General features: G+C 49.4%; 20 protein-coding genes. 10 read left to right on the plus strand and 10 right to left on the minus strand.

Features of this window, described 5'->3' with window-relative positions; all coding sequences use genetic code 11:
- Positions 1-154 precede the first annotated feature (154 nt).
- The 3 genes from hpf to rpsU all read right to left on the minus strand — a co-directional run bounded on the left by hpf (position 155) and on the right by rpsU (position 1638).
- The gene (gene hpf, locus MoGM_RS10670) at positions 155-454 is read right to left on the minus strand and encodes a ribosome hibernation-promoting factor, HPF/YfiA family (RefSeq protein ID WP_104370036.1); all 300 of its coding nucleotides are present in this window, start codon (positions 452-454) and stop codon (positions 155-157) included.
- A gap of 23 nt (positions 455-477) precedes the next feature.
- Complete coding sequence (locus MoGM_RS10675; RefSeq protein ID WP_104370037.1) at positions 478-1365, minus strand: tyrosine-type recombinase/integrase; 888 nt, start codon at positions 1363-1365, stop codon at positions 478-480.
- Between the two features lie 81 nt (positions 1366-1446).
- Positions 1447-1638 (minus strand): 30S ribosomal protein S21, encoded by a 192-nt coding sequence (rpsU, locus tag MoGM_RS10680; protein ID WP_104370089.1) that lies wholly within the window; start codon positions 1636-1638, stop codon positions 1447-1449.
- 1040 nt (positions 1639-2678) lie between these two features.
- Between rpsU and MoGM_RS10685 the strand changes: the two genes are divergently transcribed.
- From MoGM_RS10685 to MoGM_RS10715, 7 genes are all read left to right on the plus strand, one after another.
- Positions 2679-3488: a C25 family cysteine peptidase gene (locus MoGM_RS10685; protein WP_104370038.1), complete on the plus strand. Its 810-nt coding sequence runs from the start codon at positions 2679-2681 to the stop codon at positions 3486-3488.
- Between the two features lie 22 nt (positions 3489-3510).
- A complete protein-coding gene (locus MoGM_RS10690; protein WP_146078719.1) occupies positions 3511-4425 on the plus strand; it encodes a hypothetical protein in 915 nt (304 codons plus the stop codon).
- Positions 4426-4500: 75 nt separating this feature from the next.
- Complete coding sequence (locus MoGM_RS10695; protein WP_146078720.1) at positions 4501-4950, plus strand: hypothetical protein; 450 nt, start codon at positions 4501-4503, stop codon at positions 4948-4950.
- 15 nt (positions 4951-4965) lie between these two features.
- Positions 4966-5664: a hypothetical protein gene (locus MoGM_RS10700; protein WP_104370041.1), complete on the plus strand. Its 699-nt coding sequence runs from the start codon at positions 4966-4968 to the stop codon at positions 5662-5664.
- Positions 5665-5801: 137 nt separating this feature from the next.
- Positions 5802-7544, plus strand: a complete 1743-nt coding sequence (locus tag MoGM_RS10705; protein WP_104370042.1) for a lipopolysaccharide assembly protein LapB — start codon at positions 5802-5804, stop codon at positions 7542-7544.
- A 162-nt stretch (positions 7545-7706) separates the two neighbouring features.
- A complete protein-coding gene (locus MoGM_RS10710) occupies positions 7707-8090 on the plus strand; it encodes a hypothetical protein (RefSeq protein ID WP_104370043.1) in 384 nt (127 codons plus the stop codon).
- Positions 8091-8150: 60 nt separating this feature from the next.
- Positions 8151-9938 (plus strand): hypothetical protein, encoded by a 1788-nt coding sequence (locus MoGM_RS10715; protein WP_146078721.1) that lies wholly within the window; start codon positions 8151-8153, stop codon positions 9936-9938.
- Between the two features lie 154 nt (positions 9939-10092).
- Here MoGM_RS10715 and MoGM_RS10720 read toward each other — a convergent pair whose 3' ends face one another.
- From MoGM_RS10720 to MoGM_RS10730, 3 genes are all read right to left on the minus strand, one after another.
- Complete coding sequence (locus MoGM_RS10720; RefSeq protein WP_104370045.1) at positions 10093-12282, minus strand: glycoside hydrolase family 3 C-terminal domain-containing protein; 2190 nt, start codon at positions 12280-12282, stop codon at positions 10093-10095.
- A 99-nt stretch (positions 12283-12381) separates the two neighbouring features.
- Positions 12382-15345 carry a TIM-barrel domain-containing protein gene (locus MoGM_RS10725; RefSeq protein ID WP_104370046.1) on the minus strand — a complete coding sequence of 988 codons (2964 nt, stop codon included), beginning with the start codon at positions 15343-15345 and terminating at the stop codon, positions 12382-12384.
- 306 nt (positions 15346-15651) lie between these two features.
- Complete coding sequence (locus MoGM_RS10730) at positions 15652-17454, minus strand: aminopeptidase P family protein (protein WP_104370047.1); 1803 nt, start codon at positions 17452-17454, stop codon at positions 15652-15654.
- A 467-nt stretch (positions 17455-17921) separates the two neighbouring features.
- Here MoGM_RS10730 and MoGM_RS10735 point away from each other — a divergent pair, with 467 nt between their 5' ends.
- Positions 17922-18914 (plus strand): malate dehydrogenase, encoded by a 993-nt coding sequence (locus MoGM_RS10735; RefSeq protein WP_104370048.1) that lies wholly within the window; start codon positions 17922-17924, stop codon positions 18912-18914.
- Between the two features lie 79 nt (positions 18915-18993).
- Here MoGM_RS10735 and MoGM_RS10740 read toward each other — a convergent pair whose 3' ends face one another.
- On the minus strand, positions 18994-19368 hold the full coding sequence (locus MoGM_RS10740; protein ID WP_104370049.1) for a thioesterase family protein: 375 nt from the start codon (positions 19366-19368) through the stop codon (positions 18994-18996).
- Positions 19369-19654: 286 nt separating this feature from the next.
- Between MoGM_RS10740 and MoGM_RS10745 the strand changes: the two genes are divergently transcribed.
- Together MoGM_RS10745 and MoGM_RS10750 are read left to right on the plus strand one after the other, a co-directional pair.
- Positions 19655-20257, plus strand: a complete 603-nt coding sequence (locus MoGM_RS10745; RefSeq protein ID WP_104370050.1) for an epoxyqueuosine reductase QueH — start codon at positions 19655-19657, stop codon at positions 20255-20257.
- A 34-nt stretch (positions 20258-20291) separates the two neighbouring features.
- A complete protein-coding gene (locus MoGM_RS10750) occupies positions 20292-20840 on the plus strand; it encodes a gamma carbonic anhydrase family protein (protein ID WP_104370051.1) in 549 nt (182 codons plus the stop codon).
- Positions 20841-21061: 221 nt separating this feature from the next.
- On the opposite strand, the gene MoGM_RS10755 is transcribed toward MoGM_RS10750, so the two are convergent.
- The 3 genes from MoGM_RS10755 to MoGM_RS10765 form a co-directional block, all read right to left on the minus strand.
- The gene (locus tag MoGM_RS10755; protein ID WP_104370052.1) at positions 21062-22273 is read right to left on the minus strand and encodes a 3-deoxy-D-manno-octulosonic acid transferase; all 1212 of its coding nucleotides are present in this window, start codon (positions 22271-22273) and stop codon (positions 21062-21064) included.
- Positions 22273-23790 (minus strand): glutamate--tRNA ligase, encoded by a 1518-nt coding sequence (gene gltX / locus MoGM_RS10760; protein ID WP_104370053.1) that lies wholly within the window; start codon positions 23788-23790, stop codon positions 22273-22275. Before gltX ends, MoGM_RS10755 begins: the two co-directional genes overlap by 1 nt.
- Before the next feature lie 139 nt (positions 23791-23929).
- On the minus strand, positions 23930-25978 hold the full coding sequence (locus MoGM_RS10765) for an HD family phosphohydrolase (RefSeq protein WP_104370090.1): 2049 nt from the start codon (positions 25976-25978) through the stop codon (positions 23930-23932).
- Positions 25979-26181 lie beyond the last annotated feature (203 nt).

A 26181-nucleotide genomic window follows, 5' to 3' on the forward strand; every position in this document is an offset into this window, starting at 1 on the left:
ACCAACGACCCCGAGATTACAAATCACGTGCTCTGGCCAACTGAGCTAAAGAGGCTTTTCATTGCAGCCGTTCTCTTTCGAGTTACAACCTGTCTGAAAACGGCTGCAAAGATAGGCATTATTTTTTAATTACCAAAACTTTTCAAGGTTTTTTTTAATAATTCCTTGATTTTTCCTTGAATTTCTGAAGTTGCACCCGCATTGAGTCGACTCCAAGGTCAACACTCTCTTCAAATGTATCACTCACCTTTTCCACAAAAAGCGTGCTTCCCGGCACCGTAACCGTTATGCTTGCTTCCTTGTTTTGAGCTGTTGCGGGCTTCACAACCTTTAATTGCACCTCTACTTTCTGTATTTCTTCGTAAGACTTCTCTAACTTGGCGATTTTTCTTTCGATAAACGCCTGTAATTTTTCGGTAGCGTCAAAATGAATTGACTGAATCTTAATTTCCATAGTTACCTCCTGTTTTAATAAGGTTATGCCCTTGGGTGGGCTTCTTTATAAACTTTCTTCAACTGCTCAAACGTTGTGTGAGTATAAATCTCCGTTGTGCCGAGTCCGGCATGCCCAAGCAGTTTTTTCACACTTTCTATGCCTGCGCCGTTGTTCAACATGGCCGTAGCGAAAGAATGACGAAGCACATGCGGGGAGCGTTTCTTCTGAGTGAGAACTCTCGAAAGATGATTTTTCACCAATGTCCGCACATTATATTGTTTCATCCGCTCTCCTTTGTCGTCTACAAAAAAAGCTTGCGATACAGGCAGCACGACTTCATCGCGCATATCCCGATACTTCTTCAGAGCTTTTTCAAGACTATCCCCAAAAGGTATGACGCGTTGTTTATCTCCTTTTCCCGTCACTTTTATCTGCCGACCGACCATATCCACATCCGAATCGTCCAGCCCCGTGAGTTCTGAAAGCCGCACACCGGTTTCATAGAACACTGATAAAATAGTACGTGCACGGACATCTTTAAAAGATGTATCATCCCACCACTCCTCTTCATCGAGAAGTTTATCCATCGTGTCTTGCCGGACAAACTGCGGCAACAGCCTGGCTCGCTTGGGCCCTTTCACAACAAGTGTCGGGTCTTTGCCCACCAAATTCCGAATCAGAGCAAAACGAAAAAAGGAACGCAGAGCACTCAGTCTTCTGTTAACCGAGGTTGCAACGTTTCCTTTATCCATCATACTCTCCATCCATTTACGGATAACATCGGAATCTACCGACTGCCAAGAGAGTTGATTATCCAATCTTTTGAAATACGACTCAAAATCACGAAGATCTTTTTCGTAGTTTTGCACCGTCAGCGGTGATCTGTTCCGCTCATAGCGCAAGTAGTTCAAAAATTGTTCGATAACCATAAAACGCCTCGCCAAACATCAATCTTTCGGCAACGAATTTACGGAAATATATTCAAACTACCAAATTTTCCGAAGATTATTTTATTCCTCGGTGTTTCTCATTTTCTGTACGTAAACGGCGTGCTCCATCTTAAGTCTCTTCAAGACAGAGGGTTTGTCGAACTGCTGACGTGCGCGAAGTTCCTTGATGACACCAGTCTTTTCAAACTTTCTCTTAAACTTTTTGAGGGCTTTCTCGATGTTTTCGCCTTCTTTTACCGGTACAATAATCATTTTGTCTTTTTGTTTTAAATTTTTAATTAAACTTACACGTATCGAGACCAAGGCCACGATTTGCGGCTGCAAAATTACAATTAAATTATCTAACAGCCAAATATTCAGACACTTTTTTGATTACTCTTCGACCTTTACAATGTTTTTCACCAAATTATTGCCCCACCATAATCATGATGACTCCGATTTTATTTGCAAACGACGACAAAAGGACAGGCAGCCAATGGCGACGGATTTAACGGCATCCTCCGTTAAATCCGCCTTTACCCTTACATGATAACCATATTTTATCCACGCATCCGCATTCTGTAAACATTATTCAAACAACGCGCATCGTCTCCACGAACGTATATTTATGCAAAACGGAATGAAAAGCGGCGAAATAACCATTGAAAAATGACACGTTTGTCACCGATGACACCTTGGTGCGTAGACAAATCATGATAACAAGGCCGTTTTCCCACAACGGGCAACCAACCATATCGCATTCGGATACCGGTCGCGACGCGTTTAACGGCTAAACGCCGTCCATTCGGCATCTAAATGCGGCTCAACGGATAGCCCGTTGCGGGGCGTGGCGACACATACCAGAGACCGGTGAGGCCACGTTTTGCATAAATATACATTCCGGTATAAACGTGTTTGCGGGGCTTCACACAGTGGTGAAGCCCCGCAAACACGGCATCCGGCAGTCGCCGTATATCTAAAAATAGGTGTAAAAAGATGCGTATGGCAGTCTGCCGCACGACAATGTCATATTTTATAGTCTTCGATTATTGCATAAATATACAGGCACAGATAGTGTTTTTGTAATAAGAATGTCATATTATTCATAATGTCGGAATATTCGTACTGCACAAAGTTACCACAAAAACACCCACATAGCAAGGATTATCACGATACATTTGGCGATACGATGGGATGAGAGAATCGTATATATGTTAATCTTTCATAAAACATGTGCGAAAAAGAAACACAATCAATCGATTTGTTAATATATTTGCAAAAAGCAATTGATAACATAATAAAACAGAATACCTATGAAAAAAACTTTATCACACATCATCCTCGTAAGTTGCTTCGCATGTCCGTCATTCGCCCAACTTAAAGTAAACACAAACGGTAATGTTGCCATTCGGAATGAAGACAATGGAATTATTGCATATTTAGGTGCTTCAAGAGAGGGCTTAGGAAATAGGAACAAAAATAATCTGGGAATATCAGAAGAATATGATGGAACTTTTTATAAATGTTTATTTAAAGATAGTAAAGGAAGTAAAAACTTTGCAGAAGTTGTTAGTAATACAAAAATTGCATTTATAAATTCTTGTAATATAAATTCTGGATATAGATGGATAATGTTTGGACTTAATCCTATTGGAGATCCAGAAATGCCCATTTACACCCAAACGCCCAACTCTTTTGAAAATATAACTTTAAAGTTTGATGAAAACAAATTGATAGTAGATACAGGGGAAGAAGAATGCCGTATATGCGTTATGAGTTCAAACTCCGGTAAATCTTATTATAAAGTAGTATCAAATACCAAAACAGCAACTTTTACAAACTTATGCGATGGCGAAATAGACATTTGTGTTACAAAAGAAGGTTATAAACCATACAGATATATCAGCTATATAAAGTTTATACAAAATGAGACAATAAGCAAAAGAGTCGTTTATCCATATAAAAACAGTGTTGTTATAGGCAGCAACGTTACAGACAATAAACCTTTGGGACCGGTCACTGTTGAAGCCGGCGGCAGTCTGAGATTAAAGGAATGTGAGGATGTCACCATCAAAGGTGATTTTGAAGTCAGACAAGGAGCGGAATTCATCATTGAACAATAACAATTATAAAACTATCACCAATATGAAGTATTTATTAATTACCCTATCAGCCGTTTTGCTGGCCGTTGCCGGCAACGTTTCGGCGCGCCCGTTCACCACAGGATGCAAGTGGTCGTACGCTCATTGGGACGATTGTCACGAAACACATACATTCTCATTGTTCGAACTTGACGAGCCTTACGAGCTTAACGGTAATACTTATTACAAGCTGTACAGGACGAATATCGACGAAAAAGGCAACAGGGGCGAACGGCAATACATTATCGGACTGCGCGAAAAAGACGGAATAGTATATGCGAGCCACGACGAATACATGGAAATGAGCGAAAGCAACGGATTCGAATACGATATTTACGGTTTTCCTTATTCAATGGCCGATAATGAAATTATACTATACGACTTCAACTTAAATGTCGGCGAGTTTATCGGAAGTCCGGACAACGAGATAACATATTTTATAAGCGGCATTCAACCCGTAACGCTTGAAAACGGGAAAGAAGAACGCATCTTGGACGTCACGGCCAGAATGAATCAGCATCCCAGTTACAAGCCCGAGTTTTTATATCGAAACATGATTTCCGGGATAGGCTCACTTTATGGGGAGGGCTTGTTGTTGCATTACCTTGACGCTTATATCTATTCTCCCTCTTTACCACCCTGTGAAACAGAGCACTTCCTGAACGCATACGTGGAAGACGACCGGCTCGTATACAAGGCTCCGAGCTACACAGGCGACCCGGCAGAGGAGCATCTCTCACACACCACGTATAAGGACGACCCATTCTTAGGCGGCTTTGTGACGGGTATAAAGAGTGTTACGGCTGAAAGCAATAAGGCCGACGAAGATGTTTTCCATGACCTGAGCGGGCGCAAAATGACGGGGACATTGAAGCCGGGCGTATATATTCATAACAGGAAAAAGATTGTTGTGAAGTAAAAAAACGGCATGGTGAGACCAAAATTAAATGGATGAAACAGCACTACTAACCACCGACAATAGAACAGACACATCATGAGAAAGAGAATTTTTATCATTATACAGTGCTGCATGGTTGCCTGCATGGCATTCGCAATGCAAGCGAACGCACAGCCGAGACCCGACTCCGTAAGTGTACATGCCGGGCAGGAACCGCTGGATTTTTTGCTGACGGATGAGCAAAAAGAAACAATAAAATATCTGACTGTCACCGGAACACTGTTGGATGAAGACTATGAGTATATAAGGGAAGAGCTCATAACAAAGTTGAAAGAGCTTAATCTGAAAGAAGCCGACATCGATACCATTCCGGCATACGGATTTAAATGCGACAAATCATGCGACAAATCCAGCACGTTAGACAATCTCCTTCTGCCAAAGGGAATAAAGCACGTATCAGATGGAGCATTCTTTGAGCAGCATATACGTAATTTCATTATAACAGGTAACTTTCCGACATTAGGGAATAATGTTTTTAGAGAATAGCCGTACAATAATTATATGCCACAAATATCAGAAGACAATCCATGCCTTAAAAAAACATATGACGGTTCAATATATTCGTTAGACGGCAGTGTGCTATACTATTATATATACGGCGATGGCAATGCCATAGAATATTCTGATGAGAAACTGAAAACAATAGCCCCATGTGCACTTGAAGGCAAAAAGGTTCTCGGCTTACTGATACCGGAAACAGTTGATTCAATAGGAGATAGGGCGTTCGCCTATGTTACTAAAACGTGGTATACAAGAAGTTCCTATTACGAAGATCAGTCGGTTAATTGCCGCGCACTCGTCCCACCGAGATTAGGAAAGGATGTTTTCCTGAACTCAGAACTGACAACATGCACGATGTACGTTCCGGAAGAAAGCCTCGAACTTTACAAAACGGCCGACGGATGGAAAGACTTACATTTAGAGGGGAAAGTATTCGTAACTGCCGGTATTGACAATACGACCGATAACTGTTTCCACATTTCAGATGCCGGCACGACATATCAAATAACATCCGAAAAAGAAATAAAAGGTATTCATATTTACGATGTTAAAGGCCGGTTGGCTGACAGAATAACAGTTAAGGCAAAAGAAACGAGCATAGGCAAAGCAACGCTTCCAAAGCCTTACGCCATTGCAAAAGTATCGCTTGAAAACGGAACGACAAAGACCGTGAAACTGATGCCGCGGAAAGACAAATGAACAAGTGTATTGTAAGCCTGTGACTACGGATTATCTGCAAGTTCCACATCACGGGCATCCGATGCTTTTTTGACAAAATATATTACCAATAAGAAAATATTTCATTACCTTTGTGATACAAAACAAAAGCAAAGGTAATGAAATATATCCCCGAACTGATATACCTGCTGACCATAACATTGTCACTGTCGTGTACAGGCCATAGAAAAACCGACAACATACTGACGCATGCGGAAGAAATAATAGAAAGCAATCCCGACTCAACCCTTATACTTCTCAGCAGCATCGGGGATGAGGCCGGCAATATGTCGGAAAGCAGGAGAATGCGGTACATGCTGTTGCTGACACAGGCCATGAACAAGACCGACATCCCGCTGGACACGATGGCCGGGGTAGAGGAAATGGCAGAGCATTTCAATAGCCACGGCAACAGCAACGACAAGATGAAAGCGAACTACATGCTCGGATGCGTGTATCGGGACAGGGGAGACGCCCCGACCGCCCTCTTCCACTTCCGAAACGCAACGACGTTTGCCGACACGAGTGCCGTCGACTGCGATTTCCGAACGCTCAGCAGGATATACGGGCAGATAGCCACGCTCTTTTACCACCAGCTAACGCCCGAATTGTCACATGAGGCCGAGCTGAAAGCCGTGGCATACGCCGAAAAAGCAAAGGACACCATAGCGGCGATAATATTCTATGAGCATCTCGGATCCACCTATCACATGCGGGGTAAATACGACTCCGTATTATATATATGTATGAACGCATACAAAAAATATAAGGAATTGGGACTCGACGATTTGGCCACAGGAGCATTGCCGCAAGCAATAAATATATATCTGATGAAGGGATTATACGGCAAAGCAAAAGCCGCAATGGATGAATGCGAACAAAACCCAAGCTTATTCGACTGCAACGGAAACATTATAAAAGGACGAGAAGTTTATTACGATAATAAAGGCAAGTATTACGAAGGCATCGGAAAACTTGACTCCGCAGAACATTTCTATCGGAAACTATTGTCTTATCCATCAAACATAAACAATCTCGAATGCGGGTATCATGGCCTTATGCGTGTATATCAAAAACTCGGCATAGCGGACTCCACGGTCAAATATGCGTCCTTGTTTGCCCAAATAAACGATTCCTCATCATTTCTCAGCTCCTCGGAAAACATAATAAAGATGCAGGCACTTTACAACTATACAGAGAACCGGAAGATTGCGGAAGCCAAGACACGAGAAGCTGAACGCTACAAATACATGGCAACCCTTTTCTCCGTGATATTCTTGGCCGGCATCTATATATTATATATAAGTATAAGGCGGTACAAACGGAAGAAAAACAGAGAGACAGCGACCGCAAACAGAAAATACTTTGATATTCTTTCCCGATTGAACAAGGCTGAGACAGAAGCCAGGATGCTGAGAGACGACTTCACCACATACAAAGATATAAAAGAGAACGAGGTGGAAAAATTGCGGCAAACCATGACGGTGATATGCAAAGAGAACAACATGCCGGAATCCTGCACCGCGGGACAGGCTCTGCTAAACTGTGCCATAATACAACAGATGCACATATACGCAGGCAAGCTGAAAACACCTTCGGCCGAAGAATGGCAAGAACTGTACAGAATAACAGAGGAAAACATGCCCCGCTTCTACGAAAGAATAAACGACAGCCAAGCCAATCTCACAAGCTATGAAAAAAACGTATCCATACTCACGAGATTTCTGTTCACTCCAAACGAGACTTCCGTGCTGATGAACGTGTCCAAACAAAGGATAACGAACATCAGGAGCAGCATAAACAAAAAACTTTTCAACTGTGAAGGAACAAAATCTCTCAATCATAACATCAAATCCATATAAAAGTGCAGGTGTGTAAAAAATGTACTTTCGCTGTAATCCGTTGATTAAACAGCACTTACAAGAAACGAAGCGAACGGGTGTGTAAAAAGTGTACTCGTTTTATTTGGCAAACGATTAATTATTCCGTAGTTTTGCAGCAGTAAAATTTTAATACACGACATTATGACAAAAAGAATTATCGCTTACACGCTTCTGTTCCTCGTCTCCGCAATTTGCGTGGCAGACAATAAGGCAGACAACAATGTATTCGAAATGATTTCATTTCATACTTATTATGAACAAAGCAAAACACTTTCTAATCCAAAGCCCAAAGTTCCGGCCAAGGCTCCGACCGTATATTCGGCAGGACATACGTTATATTTTGAGAGCGGGATGCAGGGATATGGCATCCAACTGCTATCAATGGCCGATGAGGGAACCGTGATATACGAAGACATTATCACCGACGACAGCCGGACTTACACCTTGCCGGAAAACCTTTCGGGAGAGTATCTGATAAAACTGACATACGGTAATCTCGCCTTTATCGGAATGATTATGTTATAGTTGGAAAAACCAGAATTGGAAGAGAACCCCAGATATAAAAACGATTGACAATCATACCCCATGAGAATATTATTGATAATATCCTTTCTCTGCTCTGTACATTTCTCTCACGCACAGGATCGCGACCTGGTGAGAGAAATGACAGACAACGATTTCCAAATACGGCAAATACCCGGCAGCGAGCAGCGGCTGAAAGAGTTGCTGCAAGAGGTAGACACTGAGAGCGACACCATCTATGCAGCCATGTATTCACCCACGATATGCCTGAGGTGCGAAGCATACATTCCTAATTTCCATAACAACTTGAAGAGCATCGACAGCAAAAAAACCACTCTTCTCATCACCGTATATAAAGACAAGGCCACTGCCGAAAGATACAACAAAAACAACGGGCATATCGCCGACCACTATATATACGACACGGGATTTAAATACAAGGGGATTTTCAGTTTCAACATGCACGATTTACAGGGCACTTATATTCTCAAATTGAAAAGAAGCACGGGTGAGATGCTTACAGGAGGCGACCCGACCGAGATAAGTCCCAACTTTGCCAAACAGATAATCGCATATCAGGGAAAATTGGAATGCAAGACGTTCGACATAGAAACAGATGCCGCCACCCACAAACTTGTGACGACAGCAACATCGAAATCCCGAAAGGCAAGGCTTAAATTCAAAGAATACCCGATAGACACCGATGACCAACCGATTTCTTCCATATACGGATTACCCGCCTTTGAAAACGACAACCTGCTGTTCAACGATAACCTTGAAAACGGCATCCTGCACTACAAACTGGACAACAACCGGTTTGCCTCTCCGGAAATAATCAAGCCGGACAGCATCGAGAAAAGGGCGTTTATAGAAATTCCGGAAGAGAACTACCGGCACTTAAAAAACACACGACAGGTATTTTACATCCCGCTAAGCCCCGCCATTCTCGACAGCGAAAGGATAGGCATCTCGTATTCTCTGCCCCACATATTTTTAGACAGCATTAATATTCCGGGACAAAAAAACTACTCTTACATTAATTCACCGGCCATACTGATAAGAAATGCGCAGACGGGAGAGAAAGAAAAGATATTCGCACCCGACTTCGAGCTGTTCACCGACTCGTTTTTCTATAAGCACTTCACTTTCTGCAAGTTTAAGGATTACATACTCTATCCATGCCAGGAGCAGACATGGCCACTGCAATATTCAAGGGAAGAATATGAAAATGACTTTTCCAAAAATCCTTTCGACGCAAGATATTACGACTCGCAGAAGCCTTATTTCGCGGCGTTCAGCCTGAAAGACGGCAAGATGAAACACCGTTTCGGCAACTTGGAACCATGCAACAAAAAGAGTTTCACCGGATATTACTATAACAGTCCCGTTGCCTGCGCCACGGACGAAGACCTGTTTTACACCGACGGCTACTCGGGATATATATACGTCACGAAGGATATTTACGGCGAACCGTACAAAAAATACACCGCTTTCGAGATAGACACGGGCAATTTTCCCGAACCGGACACCACTTTGTTCCACAGTTACGACATACTGAAAATCTACAACATGACATTCCGAAAGACTGTCGAATCGATGAAAACCGACGGCAAATACATATACTGCCTGATAAAATATTCCGACCCGGACATGGACAACAGTTTGGCGGAGTGCGACCATTCGGTAATCAAGATAAACCGAAAGACGGGCAAGGCCACGGAAACATACATCCCCAGATACCCGGACATGGAAGCCCTCGCCTACGGACTGCGCAACAACAACGGGGCTATATCACCGTTTGCCATATACAGAAAGAAAGACGACACTTGTTACGTGAGGGTTTTTAAATGAATAAAGATATGCGCCACTAATGTACCAGACAAATGTACAAACTTAAATTATAATAACTGACGATAATAAAGAAGAGAAAGGACGGTATTTGAAGATAAAGAAAATGGTAAAAATCATCTGCAATGATTTTTACCATTTTACCATTTAAACGTTTTTATTTCAGTTCAAACACCGCAGTGCCCCTCACGTCAGTCTCAGATGCGCAGACATAAGCCCGGAACACACCAGGCTCGGCCACCCAACCATGGGTTTTCTCGCAGTAGAAGCTCAAATCGTCGGCAATTATCGTGAACGACACCGTCTTCGTCTCACCAGGTTCGAGAGCCACTTTCTCAAATCCTTTGAGTTCCTTCGCCGGCCGTTCCACGCTTGTTTTCTCATCGCCGATATACAGTTGCACCACCTCTTTGCCTGCCCTCTTGCCAGTGTTGGTCACCGGCACGGTGAGCGTAAGGCTGTCGCCGGCGGTCATCGAGGTGGCAGAGAGCACCGGCTTGCCATATTTAAACGTGGTGTAGCTCAGTCCGTGGCCGAACGGGAAGCGGGGGCGCACGCCTTTGGTGTCGAACCAACGGTATCCAACAAATATGCCTTCATTATAGTATACCTGCATGTCCACGCCGGGATAGCCCTCCCTGCCGTATTGGAAACAGGGGTAGTCGGCCTGCCGCGCAGCGAATGTCACGGGCAGCTTGCCGCTCGGGTTCACTGCGCCTGACAGCACACCGGCGAGCGCCTCTCCCGACATCGAGCCGAGATACCAGCAGTGCACGATCGCACGCACGGCCTGCGCCCACGGCATGGCATAAGGATTGCCGCCGAAGGTGACCACGACAATGTTTTTCTGCACCCGTGCAAGGTCGGCAATGAGTTCGTTCTGGCCGTACGACAGGTTATAGTCCTCACGGTCGTTGTTCTCGCAGTCTTGCCTGAAATTCTTGTTCATTCCACCTATGAAGATAATAATGTCGGCACTCTTGGCTTTATCCAATGCCTCGGCGCGCAAGCGGGCGAGCGAATCAGGACTGAGTTTGTCCGCGCTGCCGTAGCGTGCCCGGCCGGCATAGTAGCCACGGGCGAAGTCCACCCTATCGCCATACACACGGCGCAGTCCATTGAGCGGTGATATGTCGAACTTTGTTTTCAACTCCGACGAGCCACCGCCCTCGCTCATGTTTCGCACGGCGTTGTCGCCCACCACAAGTATGCGTCCGCAGCGGGAGACATCTATCGGCAGCGCGCCGCCACGGTTTTGCAGCAGCACGATGCCCTCCTCGCCTATCTGCCGGCACACATCGTAGTGAGCCTCTGAGCATTGCGAGCCAATCACCTTGCCGGCGTTCATCGACGTGCGGAATATCGTGCGCAGCACGCGTGCCGCCTTGTCATCAAGCACGCTCATCGGTATCTTACCTTCGTTGATAAGCCTTTCGAAGGCATCGGCCAGCTTGTATGTGTTGTATCCCTTGCTCTTGTCTTTCGTCTTGCCGTCGGTGTCTGTTCCCATTTCGATGTCGAGACCGCCCAGCGCGGCTCCCATGGTGGTGTGCGTGCCGCCCCAGTCGCTCACCACGGCACCGTCGAAGCCCCACCGGCGCTTCAATATCCCGTTGAGCAGCGAGTCGTTCTCACAGCACCATTCGCCCAGCCACTTGTTGTAAGAGCCCATTATCGTCCACAGACCACCCTGCCTGACGGCCTTCTCGAAAGCGGGCAGATAAATCTCGTTGACGGCCCGTTCGCTGACGTTGACGTTCACCCCGAAACGGTCTACCTCCTGATTGTTCAGGAAAAAGTGTTTCAGGCAACATGCCACGCCGTTGGCCTGAGCCGCCTGTATGTAGGGCACGGCCATCTCTCCGGCCAGATACGGATCTTCGCCCATATACTCGAAACTGCGCCCGTTGAGCGGCATGCGGGCGATTGTGGTGCCCGGGCCGAGCATGATGTCCTTGCCGCGGAAGGCAAACTCCTCACTCACCGCGTTTCCGTAAGCCCTGCTCAGGTCTCTGTTCCATGAGGCGGCGAGACACGTCAGCGAGGGGAACGCCACAATAGAGTCGTTGTTCCATTTGGCAGCACTCCATGAGTTCCATTCTATTTCCTCCCGTACTCCATGAGGTCCGTCGGCCATGTTGAGCTGCCGTATGCCCAGGCGGGGCACTCCCGGAGAGGAGAATTTACTCTGTGCATACAATATCCGCACTTTCTCGTGGGTCGTCATTCTCGACAATGCGTCTTTCACCCGCTCTTCTATCGGTGCTTTCGGGTCAAGGTACACTTGCGCACCAGCTGCTACAAACGAGCCAGCCAACAGCGCAAGGGCAATGATTTGTTTTTTCATATAGTCCTGTTTTTTATTTTATCGGTTTTGATCCTGATTGTTTTTCGAATGCCGTATGACAATATATGCCTCCCGGCAGATTACATGCACGCCGGCAGGTCACAGCGCGACGCTCACCCGCCGTCCGTCATAGCTCACCCTCACCCCCTCCGGATTGTCAAGATTCAGCGGCCGTACACGGTCTTTTCCCACCATAACGATATTGAACACACGCTCTTTCAGCATACCCTTGAAAGAACCACGGCGACTGCCTATTGTCAAAGTCCGGGTCTTATCGTCATACGAGAAGTCTATCGTGGCGAAGCGACCTTTCTCATAATTATAGTTTGTACCCTCATCCTCATACAGTTCGAAGCGGCCGTCGGCACCGGCATACACATACAGGTCGATGGTATCGGCCTGCCGCTCGTCGCTCCACTGAATATCGGGGCCGAAGGGAATGATGGCTCCCTCCCGCACGAACACCGGCATACGGTGATACGGGGCATCTACCGTCTGTTCATGCCCTCCGTCGATATGCTTTCCGGTATACAGGTCGTACCATCCGCATCCGGCCGGGAAATATACCTGTCGCTCACGCGCCTTGTACTCGGTGACCGGACAAGCCATGAAAGCGGGGCCGAACATCCACTGGTCGGCGATGTCAAACACATTCCTGTCGCCGGCGAAATCCATCGCCAGTCCTCGCATGACAGTATAGTCACGGCGGTTCACCCAGCCTGCCATGGAATAGAGGTAGGGCATCATGCGGTAGCGCAGCTTTGTATACTCCACTATCGTCCTGTAGCATTCGTGGTTCTCGGGAGCGATGTTCCACACCTCGCGCGCCGGCCACTGACCGTGCGTGCGGAACAGCGGAACGAAGCAACCGAACTGATGCCAGCGGGCATTCAGCTCACGCCACTCACGCAGATCGTCGTTCTCACGGCCCGTCTTGTCAAACAGTTTCTGCGCTTTCACATAACGGTCCTCGGTCGTGAAGCCACCCTGGTCCATTCCCCAGAAGGGCACTCCGGCCATGGAGAAGTTGAGACCGGCGGTTATCTGCGCCCTCATATCTTCCCACCTCGTGCCTATGTCACCGCTCCATGTGGCCGTGCTGTAACGCTGCAAGCCCGCAAAACCGCTCCTCGTAAGCAGGAACACACGCTTATCGGGGTCAACCGATCGCTGGCCGTTGTATATCGCGTCGGCATTCACTATGGAATAGGCATTGAAATACTCGTCGCTCGTGCCCATGGCCGTAGGGCCGCAGAGCTGTTTGCGATAGTCGATGGGCGTGCAGTCGCGCACGTTCGGCTCACTGGCATCCATCCACCATGCGTCCATCCCCTTGCCATACTTGGAATAAAGGTTCTCATCCATCTGCCGCCAGAACATCTTGCGGGCACCGGCCGAGTAGGCATCATAGAACGAACCGACATAGCCCGGCCCCACCCAGTCCTTTATGCTGTCTTCTACCGCACGGCGATACATCCACCCGTTGGCGTCAAGCTCCTTGAAATTGGCGGTCGACTCATAGAATTTCGGCCAGCAACTGATCATCAACCGCCCGTGCATGGCGTGTATCGTGTCATACATTGCCTGCGGGTCAGGATATCGCGAAGTCTCAAACTTATGGCTGCCCCACTCCGGATCAGGCCAGTAGTTCCAGTCTTGCACTATCACGTCGCACGGGATGCCGCGCCTGCGGAACTCCGACATATTGTCTACCACTTCCCGCTGCGTCTTGTAGCGTTCGCGGCTCTGCCAGAAACCAAGCGCCCAGCGCGGCATTACCTGCGCACGCCCTGTGAGAGCACGGTAGCCCGATATTATTTCGTCCATGTCATCGCCGGCAATGAAGTAATAGGTCATATCCTTGGACATCTCGTTCCAGATGCTGACGCGACGCCTGTCGGACTCGCTCCGGGGTGTGGCCACACGAAGTCCGCAGTAGCTCACATCGCCGTCGGGCTGCCACTCTATCCTTATTTTCGTCTTGCGGCCTTTCAACAGTGTGGCATTGAACTTGCGCGCATTGGGGTTCCACGCCTTGCGCCATATCTCCGGCATTACCTGACGGCCGTCTATATATACCTTGGTATATCCCGCATAGTAAAGGATAAACTGGTAATCGGCCGACTCCGGGGCTTCGAGCCATCCCTCATACAGCACCCGCGAGCCGTTAAGCCTGAACTTACGGGGCAGGTTCACTATCTCTCTCGAATTCTCGAAATACAGTGAATCCTCGTCACGCACTATCCTTCTACCGCCCTTTTCGGCATACGTCCCTGTGAGACAGCCCCGCTTCCCGTCTTTATTATACAATGTGAATGCCTCTCCAAGCTGCACGTAATCATCCGGATTTCCCCAACGCCCGTATGAATACGAGTCCCAGAGCAGACCGTAGCCTGCTGTCGAAACGACGAAAGGTATGCTCACCTTGGTGTTGTACTGGAACAGTTCTTCATTCTTTCCTTTATAGTTCATGTCTTCCGACTGGTGCTGACCGAGTCCGTATATGGCCTCATCATCGTTGCCATCGAACTGCAAATGCCATGTATATCCAGACCTGTCGTCAAGCGATATCCGCGTGAGGTCGCCTGTCTTGCCCCAGTTTATCTCGTCCGGCGATGTGGGATGATAACCCTCGGGCATTACGGTCTGTCCGGAAATAAATCTCTTGAACTTCTTTCCGCCGTCGGCCTCGCTCAGTATAGTCTTTCCGTTCCTGCGGTCACGGTATGCCGTCTTCCCCGTGCGCTTATCCACCGTGACGGTGAGAGAGGCTGTCTCCACCGTGACTGCCGTGTCGCTCTCCGTGGCAGTATATGCAGTCTTACCCTTTTGCGGCACCACGATGAGGCTCTTACGCTTGCAAGGTATCTCGCTGTCGGGTGTTGCCTCCACCTTTATAATTCTCTCGTTTATCACCGTCAGCCTCACCGTGCGCGCACAACCGGCATCCGCTTGCGGCAAAGACACGGTCACGCTCTGCCCGGACTTTACAAACCCTGCGCCGTAAACGGCCGACGCACCAGCGATAAGCATCGCCGCGATGAATATTTTCGCTTTATTCATTTTATATAAGTAGTATTGCTGTTTATTCTGCAAAGATACTAATAAGTATCCAATCGACGGGATACGCCGGATACTTTTTACAACTTGCGGGAAACCAGACCGATTGCGGATGCAAGGAGCAGTATAAACAGCAGCATGGATAAGATAGGCTTGCATTGCTCCGATAATGAAACACTACTGCATTGCGGCAACATGCAAACACAAGAGTGACAAAAAACACGAATGCCGAACCGCCTGAACATGAAGGTTTCATGACTTCATGCTTAAATGATTTGCGGCCGGCATGCTTCCGGCCGCAAACCCATATCAACCAATGGGAGAGGTGGCGCGGCGCAGCCAGTCGGCCTCTTCCGCCTCAAGAAGCGGCGACAGAGTACCGAACACACGGGCATGATAATCATCGAGCCAACGTTTTTCCTCGTCGGTGAGCATTTCCGGTATAATCGGCGCGGTATCTATCGGGCATAGGGTGAGCGGCTCGAATTGCAGGAAGCGCCCGAAGCCTGTCTCCATATAAGGGACGACTATCAGCGTGTTCTCTATCCGCACACCGAAGCGGCCGGCAATATATATACCCGGCTCATCGGTGACGGTCATTCCGGGAAGCAACGGTGCCGGCCGCCACTCCATCCTTATCTGGTGCGGTCCCTCGTGTACGTTGAGATAAGAGCCCACTCCGTGTCCCGTGCCGTGCATGAAGTTCATGCCCTCGCGCCACATCGCGGCACGGGCCACGGCATCGAGCTGCGTGCCGGCGGCACCATGAGGGAACTTCAGCATAGAGAGGGCGATGTGACCTTTGAGCACGAGCGTATACACACGGCGCTGTTCATCGTCGACAGGCCCGAGCGCGACGGTACGCGTAATGTCTGTCGTACCGTCGAGATAGTGTGCCCCGCTGTCGATGAGCAGCAGGCCGCGAGGTTCGAGCGGCGTATCCGTGCCTTCCGTCGGCTCGTAGTGCACAACGGCTCCATGCGCCCCGTAGGCGGCGATAGTGTCGAAAGAGAGGTCGCGGAACAAAGGCTGCGCAGACCTATATCCGGCCAACAGCCTACAGACACCAAGTTCGGTCAGACCGCCACGCTCCACCTCGGCACGCAAACGGCACAGGAATTTCACCATGGCCACGCCGTCACGAACCATGGCGCGGCGGAAGCCGTCGGCCTCTACGGCGTTCTTCACGGCTTTCATCGCCGTTATGGGCAACGCCGTGTCTATCCGCCCGTGCGTGCGCACGCTATTATATAACGTATGGCTCGTCAGCGAACCGTCCATGAGTATATTGTACTCACCGTATGCCCTAAGTGCCGATGTTATGTCGCCATACTCCCTCAACTCAACACCACAGGTTTCGAGATAGGCGGCCACACCGTCTGTTATCTTCCTGCTGTCGACAAACAGCACTGCCGACACATGGGTGACAAGCAGGTACGACATGAAAACGGGATTGCAGTGTACATCGGTTCCACGCAGATTGAGCGTCCATGCGATATCGTCGAGCGACGACACGAGCATGCCCTCGGCGTGACGCTCACGCATGGCGGCACGCACACGGGCGAGTTTCGACGGGCAATCCTCGCCGGCATACTCCACGGGATGAAGCTCGACAGGGGCGAGAGGAGCCTCGGGGCGGTCTTTCCATATCAAGGCGAGAGGGTCGAAATTGGTGCGCAGCGTCAGCCCGCCGTTGGCTCTCAACCCGGCTCTCAGGGTGTCGACATCCGCCGCCGGACATGTCATGCCGTCGATGCCGACCTCGGTCGTGTCGCTCACGGCGAGCTTACGCCCAAGCCATTCGGCGATGGTGGGAGTGCCCTCCACCCGCTCTTTCATCAACACGAACTCCGTGCCGGCAAGCTGTTCGCCCGCAGCGAGGAAGTAGCGTGAGTCTGTCCACAGCGCAGCCTCACTCATCGTGACTACCGCCGTGCCGGCCGAGCCGTCGAACCCGCTGATAAACTCCCGGCCTTTCCACCTGTCGGGCACATACTCGCCGCAATGCGGGTCGGTACTCGGAAAGATGAATGCCGCCAAACGCTCGCGGCGCATCACCTCACGCAAATCGGAGAGACGCGAGGCTATTGTGTCTTTTGTTGTATCTGACATATCGATAAATTATATAAATGCTTCTTATCCCGTTGTTTGCCGCTTATGATAATCTTTACTCTAAAAATGACAAATATACGGATATTCCCGCTAATGACAAAACAAAAAGGCATATTTGACAAAAGAAAACAATATCATTGAAAAAAGGAATTAAAAATACAAACAGGGAAGCCTGTAGAAAAACGCAAGGAATTTGAATAACGGATATCATATTGACTCTGAGCGGCAAGTAATCATACATATCCATTTACACCTTGCGGGCCAACGGCTTCCCATTCACTTTATGCAAACCTCAGATAGCAATAACAATTGAAAGACTATGCCGGAAACCGGCAAAAGACACCGTTTATAGATTAATAACAATTTTAAATGAGCCGCAGATTAACGCTATTAGCATTTTTTTGCTAACTTTGCGGTGCTTTTACGCACAAGCGAAACATTGAATAATTAAAATACAACAAGAGATTATGGCATTTTTAACTAACGAAAAACTGACAATCGTCGGCGCTGCCGGCATGATTGGCTCAAACATGGTTCAGACAGCCCTGATGATGGGTCTGACAAGTGAAATCTGTCTCTACGACGTGTTCTCACCCGAAGGCGTGGCCGAGGAAATGCGCCAGTGCGGTTTCGGTGACGTGAAAATCACGGCCACCACAGATGTCAAAGAGGCTCTGACAAACGCCAAATACATCATATCTTCGGGCGGCGCTCCCCGCAAAGAGGGAATGACACGCGAGGATCTGCTGGCCGGCAACTGCAAGATTGCGGAGGAACTGGGCAAGAACATCAAGGCATACTGCCCCGACGTGAAGCACGTGGTAATCATATTCAACCCCGCCGACCTGACCGGTCTGGTGACACTGCTTTACTCAGGATTGAAACCGGGTCAGGTGACAACTCTCGCAGCGCTCGACACCACACGCTTGCAAAGTGCCCTGGCAAAGAAGTTCGGAGTGATGCAGACCGAAATCACCGGCTGCGCGACATACGGCGGACACGGCGAGCAGATGGCGGTGTTCGGCAGCCATGTGAAAGTGGCAGGCCGCAACCTGACAGACATCATCGGCACTGACGAGTTCACAGCCGAGGAATGGGAGCAGATGAAGAAAGACGTGACACAGGGCGGAGCCGCAATCATCAAGCTGCGCGGCCGCTCTTCGTTCCAGAGTCCTTCTTACCTGTCTGTCGAGATGATTCGCTCGGCAATGGGTGGCGAGGCTTTCCGCTTCCCCGCAGGAACATACGTGAACACAGGCAAGTACAATAACATCATGATGGCGATGGACACGACCATCGACGCAGACGGTTGCCACTACAACGTGCCGCAGGGAACAGACGAGGAGAACGCCAAACTCGACGCAAGCTATGAGCACCTCTGCAAGATGCGCGACGAGCTGGTTACATTGAACATCGTTCCGGCTATCAGCGAGTGGAGCAAGATCAACCCGAATCTGTAAGTCAAATAATAACCGAAATCGGGGCGCTTCAAACAGAAGCGCCCCGATTTCGGTTATTGGGAAATAAAAAAAGCACCGGTCACAACCTCTCCATAAACTTTTCCCTGTCTACGATGAAGCGCAGGTGGGTGCCCTCTCCTATCACTGTTCCGTCTTCCTGAACGGCTTTTACATTAAAGTACAGCTTCCGGCCGTCTATCTTTTCAAGAGTGGCCGTGCCTTCGATAACGGCTCCGATCGGTGTCGGTTTAAGATGAGACACATCGATATGGCCGCCGACAGTGGTGCTGCCGTCGGGCAATTCGGTCGCCACGGCGACCATTGCAGCATTCTCCAACAATATAGCCATACGTGGAGTGGCAAGCACAGGCAGGTCGCCTGAGCCCAAAGCGACAGCTGTATCACAGTTGGCAACAATGATACGGCTCGTGTGAGTTAATCCTTTTTCAAGCATGGTTAAATTCGTTTTATGTTCAACTTAATATCAATCTACTATCAATAACCGTAAAAAATAATCCGTGAGCATGTTGTTATCCCATCAAAAAGAAAGTAAACCGAATGCGAGGAAAACCCGATTCAATTCAATCGCTATGCCCGCCAGCCTGTGCAGACGGGCAACCTGTATTCTGCAAAGATAACACAAAAACATTCAAAAGACGACCTCAAAACGCTAAAAGCACAAAAAATAATGATTTATCGGCATAAAAAGACGTAACTTTGCAGGGTAAGACACAACACCAATGAAAAAGAAATTCAACATAGAAGTGCCTGGAAGAGCCAACAGGGTGTTGCTGCACACATGTTGCGCGCCATGCTCGTCGGCGATAATAGAATGTATGATGCAGCACGGAATCACCCCCGTGATATACTATTGCAATCCCAACATATATCCTATTGAGGAGTATATCGCCAGAAAAGACGAATGCACACGATATTCACAGGCGCTGGGTCTCGAAATAGTGGATGCCGACTATGACCATGCGGCATGGCTAAGAGAGATGGGCGGAATGGAAAACGAGCCGGAAAGGGGAGGTCGTTGCCTGCTATGCTTCAAAGCACGCCTGCTCGATACGGCAAGATATGCCCATGAGCATGGGCTGGGCGTGATAACCACGACACTGGCATCGAGCCGGTGGAAGAGCCTCGAACAGATCAACGAGGCCGGACGCGAGGCCACGGCAGCATATCCCGACGTGACATTCTGGGAGCAGAACTGGCGCAAGGGCGGACTGAGCGAACGACGCGCGGCTATAATCAAAGAGTATGACTTTTATAATCAACAGTACTGCGGATGCGAGTTCAGCATGCGCGGCAACCCCAACATATCGAAACCGGAACCGTGACGCGGAGAGCTTAAAATTATAATACACCAAATATATGGCACTGATAAAATCAATAAAAGGCCTCACTCCGAAGTGGGGAAAAGACTGTTATTTCAGCGAGAACGCCACTATCGTGGGCGAAGTGACAATGGGCGACGAGTGTTCCGTATGGTTTAACGCCGTGGTCAGAGGCGATGTGGCTCCGATAACGATGGGCAACGGAGTCAATGTCCAGGACGGAGCGTGCATACATGTGACCAACACCACTGGCCCGACGCATATCGGCAACCGCGTATCCATCGGGCATAATGCCACCGTACACGCATGTACGATCCACGACGGAGCGCTCGTAGGGATGGGAGCCACGCTTCTCGATCACTGCGAGATAGGAGAAGGAGCGGTGGTTGCGGCAGGCGCGCTCGTGCTGCAAGGCACGAAAATCGGGGCTCACGAGATATGGGGCGGCGTTCCGGCAAAGTATATCAAGACCACAAGACCCGACCAGGCAGAAAGTTTCTCAGCCCATTACATAGAGTATTCGAAGTGGTATCTGAACGAGATGGATTGTGATTATGATTGTGACGGGGATTCCGCCGCTAAGTGACGCGGCTTATGTCATTGAGTGAAAAAGAGCATATTGCAAAGCAATACTTGCTTGTATCGTAAAGTGAGAAACTTATAACGTAAAATGATACAACCAATATTGCTTTACACAACAGCATAGTGAATGTTCCGGAAAGAAAACGGGTTGCCTTACCACAGGCAACCCGTTATATCGTCATATACAATTAGCAAACAAACGGGTCATAACCCGATATTCTTGACTCAGATAGCGTCCAGTATCTTTTCCGTAGCCCCGGTGCATGAGGACACATAGTCGCCGGCAGCCTTGCCCGCACAGGCCAGTGCCTTGCCGTCTGTCATCATGCGTGTCATTATACGGTCAAAATCGTCTTTCGAGGATATTTCAAAGCCGCCGTTGGCAGCTTTCAACCCCTGAGCCTCTATGAAACGTCCGTTGTTCGGACCGAAGACCACAGGTATGTTCCATACCGCCGCTTCAAGGACATTGTGTATTCCTACGCCGAACCCGCCGCCAACGTATGCCACATCGCCATAGCGGTATATGCTCGACAGCAGTCCGTAGCAGTCTATTACAAGGCAATCGGCGCGCCGTGCCTCATCGGGCGTGACCTGAGTATAACGCACCACACGGCCATCCAACTTATCGGCAATCTGCCGTAAGTGCTCTTCCGCAACCACATGTGGCGCTATGACCAGCTTCCAATCCTTATGACTGTTGAAGAACGGTATGAAAATATCCTCGTCGGGAGCCCAACTCGAACCGGCGACAAACACCTTGCCGTCGCCCTTGAACGCCTCTACGACAGGCAGGTCCTTGGCCTGCTCACGGATGCTCAGCACCCTGTCGAAACGAGTATCGCCCGTAACAGTGACATCGGTGATGCCTATCTTGGCCAAAAGCTCACGGCTGACATCGTTCTGTACATAGAAACGGGTGAAGCACCTCAACACCTTCGCATACTCACGGGCATACCAACGGAAGAAAATCTGATCCGGGCGGAACACGCTCGATACGCTGTATACCGGCACTCCGCGATGTTTAAGGATGTGAAGATAGTTGTACCAGAACTCATACTTTATGAAAAACACCTTCACCGGACGCACAAGACGCAGAAAACGGCGGGCATTGAAAGGCGTGTCAAGCGGCAGATAGCAGATGATATCCGCCCCGTCGTAGTCTTTCCGCACTTCATATCCTGATGGAGAGAAGAACGTAAGCAGTATCTTATACTCCGGATGCAGCTTGCGCAACCGCTCCATGAGCGGCCGTCCCTGCTCGAACTCGCCGAGAGAGGCGGCATGAAACCACACATAACTTGCCTCGGGGTCGACCTCACGGCGCAACTTGTCGAAAGCGGCACGCTCTCCGCGCCACATCGTACGCACCTTCTTGTCGAACAAAGCGGCTATCGCCACTCCCAGAAGATACAAGTATATCGCTATATTATACATCAGCCAAGCACTTCGATTGCACGTTTCATCCGGGCTATCGTCTCATCCTTACCGAGGAAAGCCGATATGTCGAACATTCCGGGACCCTTGCCCTCTCCCACGAGGGTGAGCCGCCAGGCATTCATTATGTTGCCGAGCTTATACTCCTTGCTTTCTATCCACCGTTCGACCACACTCTCCTGGTTCTCCACCGAGAAGTCGTCCAGTCCGGAGAGCACATCCGCAAGCTCGGTCATCACGTCCGCGGAGTCTTCCTTCCAGCGCTTCTTGCGTGTTTTCTCGTCATACTCCGTAGGAGCTACGAAGAAGAAAGAGCACAGCGGCCACAGCTCGCTGACGAAGCTGACACGGTCTTTCATCATGGCGACGACGGCAGTAATACGCTCGATCGGCTCGTCAATACCGTGCTCACGAACTATCGGCGCAAATGCCTCGGCTATCTCGCCGGCACTCTTGCGCAGTATATATTCGTGGTTGAACCACATTCCTTTCTGATAATCGAAGCGTGCTCCGGCCTTGCCGCACTTGGATATGTCGAACAGCGACACGAGCTCTTCGAGACTGTATATCTCCCGTTCGGTGCCGGGATTCCATCCGAGGAAAGCGAGGAAGTTGATAACCGCCTCGGGGAAATAGCCGCTTTCACGGAAGCCCGCAGACACATCGCCCGTCTTCGGGTCGTGCCATTCAAGCGGAAAGACCGGAAACCCGAGCCTGTCGCCGTCGCGCTTGCTGAGCTTACCCTTGCCTTCCGGTTTGAGCAGGAGCGGCAAATGGGCGAAACGCGGCATGGTATCTGTCCATCCGAAAGCCTCGTAGAGCAGCACATGGAGCGGCGCGCTGGGCAGCCACTCCTCTCCGCGTATGACATGCGTGACCTCCATCAGATGGTCGTCCACTATGTTTGCCAGATGATATGTAGGCAACTCGTCAGCGCTTTTGTAAAGCACCTTATCGTCGAGAATGTCGCTCATTATCCTCACATCGCCCCTGATGAGGTCGTCCACGTGTACGGCCTTGCCCGGTTCGATAAGGAAACGCACCACATACTGATACCCGTCGGCTATCAGCCTGTCCACCTCTTCTTTCGTCATGGTCAGCGAGTTGCGCATCTGCATGCGGGTATGGGCGTCATACTGGAAATTATCTGTCTCCTTACGCTTGGCTTCCAGCTCCTCGGGGGTATCGAAAGCTATGTATGCCTTGCCCCCGTCAAGCAGTTGCCTCACATACTCCTTATATATGCCGCGCCGCTCGCTCTGGCGATACGGGCCGTGACTGCCTCCGAAAGACACACCCTCGTCAAAATTGATGCCGAGCCAACGGAACGACTCTATGATATACTCCTCGGCTCCGGGAACGAAGCGGTTGGAGTCGGTATCTTCTATTCTGAAAATAAATTCGCCGCCGTGCTTTCTGGCGAAGAGGTAATTATACAGCGCGGTGCGTACGCCGCCGATATGCAATGCCCCGGTAGGACTCGGTGCGAAACGCACCCTTACTTTTCTTTCTGCCATTTGTTAATATACTTAAAGACAAGTAGATATTTTTTGCAAAATTACACTTTTTTTTTCATTTATATCCCTTTTTACCTTTTTTTCACCGCCGACGGCTGTTTTTGGGCTTCCCGAAAGTGCCACGCCGACACGTCGCCTACTACTTGGCCGGCGGATAGCTTACCCTCGTGTGGTACATGGTCTTCAACTTGTCTATCATCACCGTCTTGGCGTATGCTATGTCTCTGAACGTTATCGGGCACTCACGGAAATAGCCGTCGGCCAGCTGTCCGTCCACAAGGCGGTTCACAAGGTCGCGTATCGACTTCTCGGTATAGTCGGGCAACGAGCGCGACGCGGCCTCGACGGTGTCCGCCATCATCAGTATGGCCTGCTCCTTGGTGAACGGGTTGGGGCCGATATAAGTGAACAGCAGTTCGTCCACGTCGGTGCCCGGGTTCTCATTCTTGTATTTCATGTAAAAATACTTGGCCTTTCCGAGTCCGTGATGGGTGCTGATAAACTCCTTTATCACTGCCGGAAGGTTGGCTTTCTCGGCCATTTTCAGTCCCTCCGTCACATGGCTGATGATGACCTGCGCGCTCTCTATGCACGACATGTTGTTGTGCGGGTTCACTCCCGACTGGTTTTCCGTGAAGTATATCGGGTTGGACATCTTTCCTATGTCATGATACAGCGCGCCGGTACGCACGAGCTGGCTCTTGGCCCCGATCTTGTTTGCCACGGCGGCGGCCAGGTTTCCCACCATTATAGAGTGCTGGAAGGTGCCGGGAGCCACCTCGCTCAATTTCCGCAGCAGCGCGTTGTTTGTGTTGGACAGCTCTATCAGCGTGATGTCTGACGTGAAACCGAATGTCTTCTCAATGAGATAGAGCAGCGGATAAGCGAAGAGCAGCATGATGCTGTTCACTATTATATAATTATACGTACTCGCGTCGAAGTCGCTCAGCGCGGATGCCCGTATGAGATCGAAAGCGGCGTTGACGGCCATGCACACCACACCGACCAGCAGGGCCGTCTTGAACAGTTGCGAGCGATACTCCAACTGACGCAGCGAGTAGATGGCGGCAAGCCCCGCCAGAGACTGCACCACGACAAACTCAAACTGGTATTGCAGCATGCAGGCGCATATCATCACCATCGTGAAGTGGGTGATGAAGGCCGTGCGGGAGTCCATGAACACACGGACGAACACCGCCACCATGGCGTATGGCAGTATGTAGACATGCCCTATGTTATTGCGCACCAAAACCGACGTGAGCAAGACGAACACCAATATCAGCGAGTAGAGCATCGCTATGCTCCTCGGCTTCTCGAAATAGTCTTTGCGGAAAAGCGTGAGATATATAGTGAAGCACACAAGGAAGAGAGCGGCGTATATGGTCTCACCCATCATTGTGAGCCTCATCTGCACCGTGTTGCGGTTCCGTTTCTCGGTTTCGAGCTTGAAAGATTCGAGTATACGGTATACGTCTTCACTCACTATATCGCCCCGACCGATTATTTTCTGACCTTTCTGTACCATTCCGCTGGCCAGCGGAATGGTGTTGAGCATATCTGCCAGACTGGCGTCGCTGCGCTCCTTGTCATACACCAGGTTGGGCACGATATACGAGTTGAGGTTGCAACGCTGCAACGCCTGCTTATGGGACGACAACGTCTTGTCGAGGAAGAGCTGCTCGTATGCCGTCTTCTCGGAGTATACGTCCCTAAGCCTCACGGCTACCGCATTCTTTCCGTTCACCACCCTTATCACCCTGAGTGTGTCATCGCCGAGATTGGCGTATGCCGACGAGCTGATTATCCCGCGACGGTAAATATTGTGCAGGCGGTTGGCTATGATACTTATGAAATCGTCCGTCAGGCCGGGTATGCCGTCGGAGTAGTCGGATACGAACTTACGCACCTGCCGGCCTTCTGCCTCCTTGTCCAAATTATAATAAGGCTCATACTGCCGCATCAGACTGTCGCGCTCGTGCTTCACCGTTTCCTTCGACTTGTATATCGGGAAATCAAACGGAGCGGTGAGATCACCGTATCTCCACGGCCGCCCCTGCTCCGCATAGAAGTTGGCCGCACTGTCGCCGGGCATCGCCCAAACAGTCAGCACCACGGCGCCCACGACAATAGCCACACGCATAAAGATGCTGCGCAATGTCAAGTCGTATCTAAGTCTGAAATTACTCATAAGTATATTGAAATATGTGCTTATAAGGTGCGAAGATAAATAAAAAAAACGACATACACCGGATGAGCGGTGATTTTTTAGAGTTTTGCACGGGCACATAGCATCACGGATGGCAAAACGACCGAACCTGTCGAAAAAACGCCGGCCATCAACAATATTTACAAATTGCCTCTCATATTTCGCCTGTTTCAAAATTAAAAGCC

It is taken from the genome of Prevotella sp. MGM1, assembly GCF_002933775.1.
In the GTDB taxonomy this organism is placed as follows: domain Bacteria; phylum Bacteroidota; class Bacteroidia; order Bacteroidales; family Bacteroidaceae; genus Prevotella.

Coding starts and splice junctions, on each gene's coding strand:
- hpf (WP_104370036.1), bottom strand. CDS start 454: ATGGAAATTAAGATTCAGTCAATTCATTTTGACGCTACCGAAAAATTA.
- MoGM_RS10675 (WP_104370037.1), bottom strand. CDS start 1,365: ATGGTTATCGAACAATTTTTGAACTACTTGCGCTATGAGCGGAACAGA.
- rpsU (WP_104370089.1), bottom strand. CDS start 1,638: ATGATTATTGTACCGGTAAAAGAAGGCGAAAACATCGAGAAAGCCCTC.
- MoGM_RS10685 (WP_104370038.1), top strand. CDS start 2,679: ATGAAAAAAACTTTATCACACATCATCCTCGTAAGTTGCTTCGCATGT.
- MoGM_RS10690 (WP_146078719.1), top strand. CDS start 3,511: ATGAAGTATTTATTAATTACCCTATCAGCCGTTTTGCTGGCCGTTGCC.
- MoGM_RS10695 (WP_146078720.1), top strand. CDS start 4,501: ATGAGAAAGAGAATTTTTATCATTATACAGTGCTGCATGGTTGCCTGC.
- MoGM_RS10700 (WP_104370041.1), top strand. CDS start 4,966: ATGCCACAAATATCAGAAGACAATCCATGCCTTAAAAAAACATATGAC.
- MoGM_RS10705 (WP_104370042.1), top strand. CDS start 5,802: ATGAAATATATCCCCGAACTGATATACCTGCTGACCATAACATTGTCA.
- MoGM_RS10710 (WP_104370043.1), top strand. CDS start 7,707: ATGACAAAAAGAATTATCGCTTACACGCTTCTGTTCCTCGTCTCCGCA.
- MoGM_RS10715 (WP_146078721.1), top strand. CDS start 8,151: ATGAGAATATTATTGATAATATCCTTTCTCTGCTCTGTACATTTCTCT.
- MoGM_RS10720 (WP_104370045.1), bottom strand. CDS start 12,282: ATGAAAAAACAAATCATTGCCCTTGCGCTGTTGGCTGGCTCGTTTGTA.
- MoGM_RS10725 (WP_104370046.1), bottom strand. CDS start 15,345: ATGAATAAAGCGAAAATATTCATCGCGGCGATGCTTATCGCTGGTGCG.
- MoGM_RS10730 (WP_104370047.1), bottom strand. CDS start 17,454: ATGTCAGATACAACAAAAGACACAATAGCCTCGCGTCTCTCCGATTTG.
- MoGM_RS10735 (WP_104370048.1), top strand. CDS start 17,922: ATGGCATTTTTAACTAACGAAAAACTGACAATCGTCGGCGCTGCCGGC.
- MoGM_RS10740 (WP_104370049.1), bottom strand. CDS start 19,368: ATGCTTGAAAAAGGATTAACTCACACGAGCCGTATCATTGTTGCCAAC.
- MoGM_RS10745 (WP_104370050.1), top strand. CDS start 19,655: ATGAAAAAGAAATTCAACATAGAAGTGCCTGGAAGAGCCAACAGGGTG.
- MoGM_RS10750 (WP_104370051.1), top strand. CDS start 20,292: ATGGCACTGATAAAATCAATAAAAGGCCTCACTCCGAAGTGGGGAAAA.
- MoGM_RS10755 (WP_104370052.1), bottom strand. CDS start 22,273: ATGTATAATATAGCGATATACTTGTATCTTCTGGGAGTGGCGATAGCC.
- gltX (WP_104370053.1), bottom strand. CDS start 23,790: ATGGCAGAAAGAAAAGTAAGGGTGCGTTTCGCACCGAGTCCTACCGGG.
- MoGM_RS10765 (WP_104370090.1), bottom strand. CDS start 25,978: ATGAGTAATTTCAGACTTAGATACGACTTGACATTGCGCAGCATCTTT.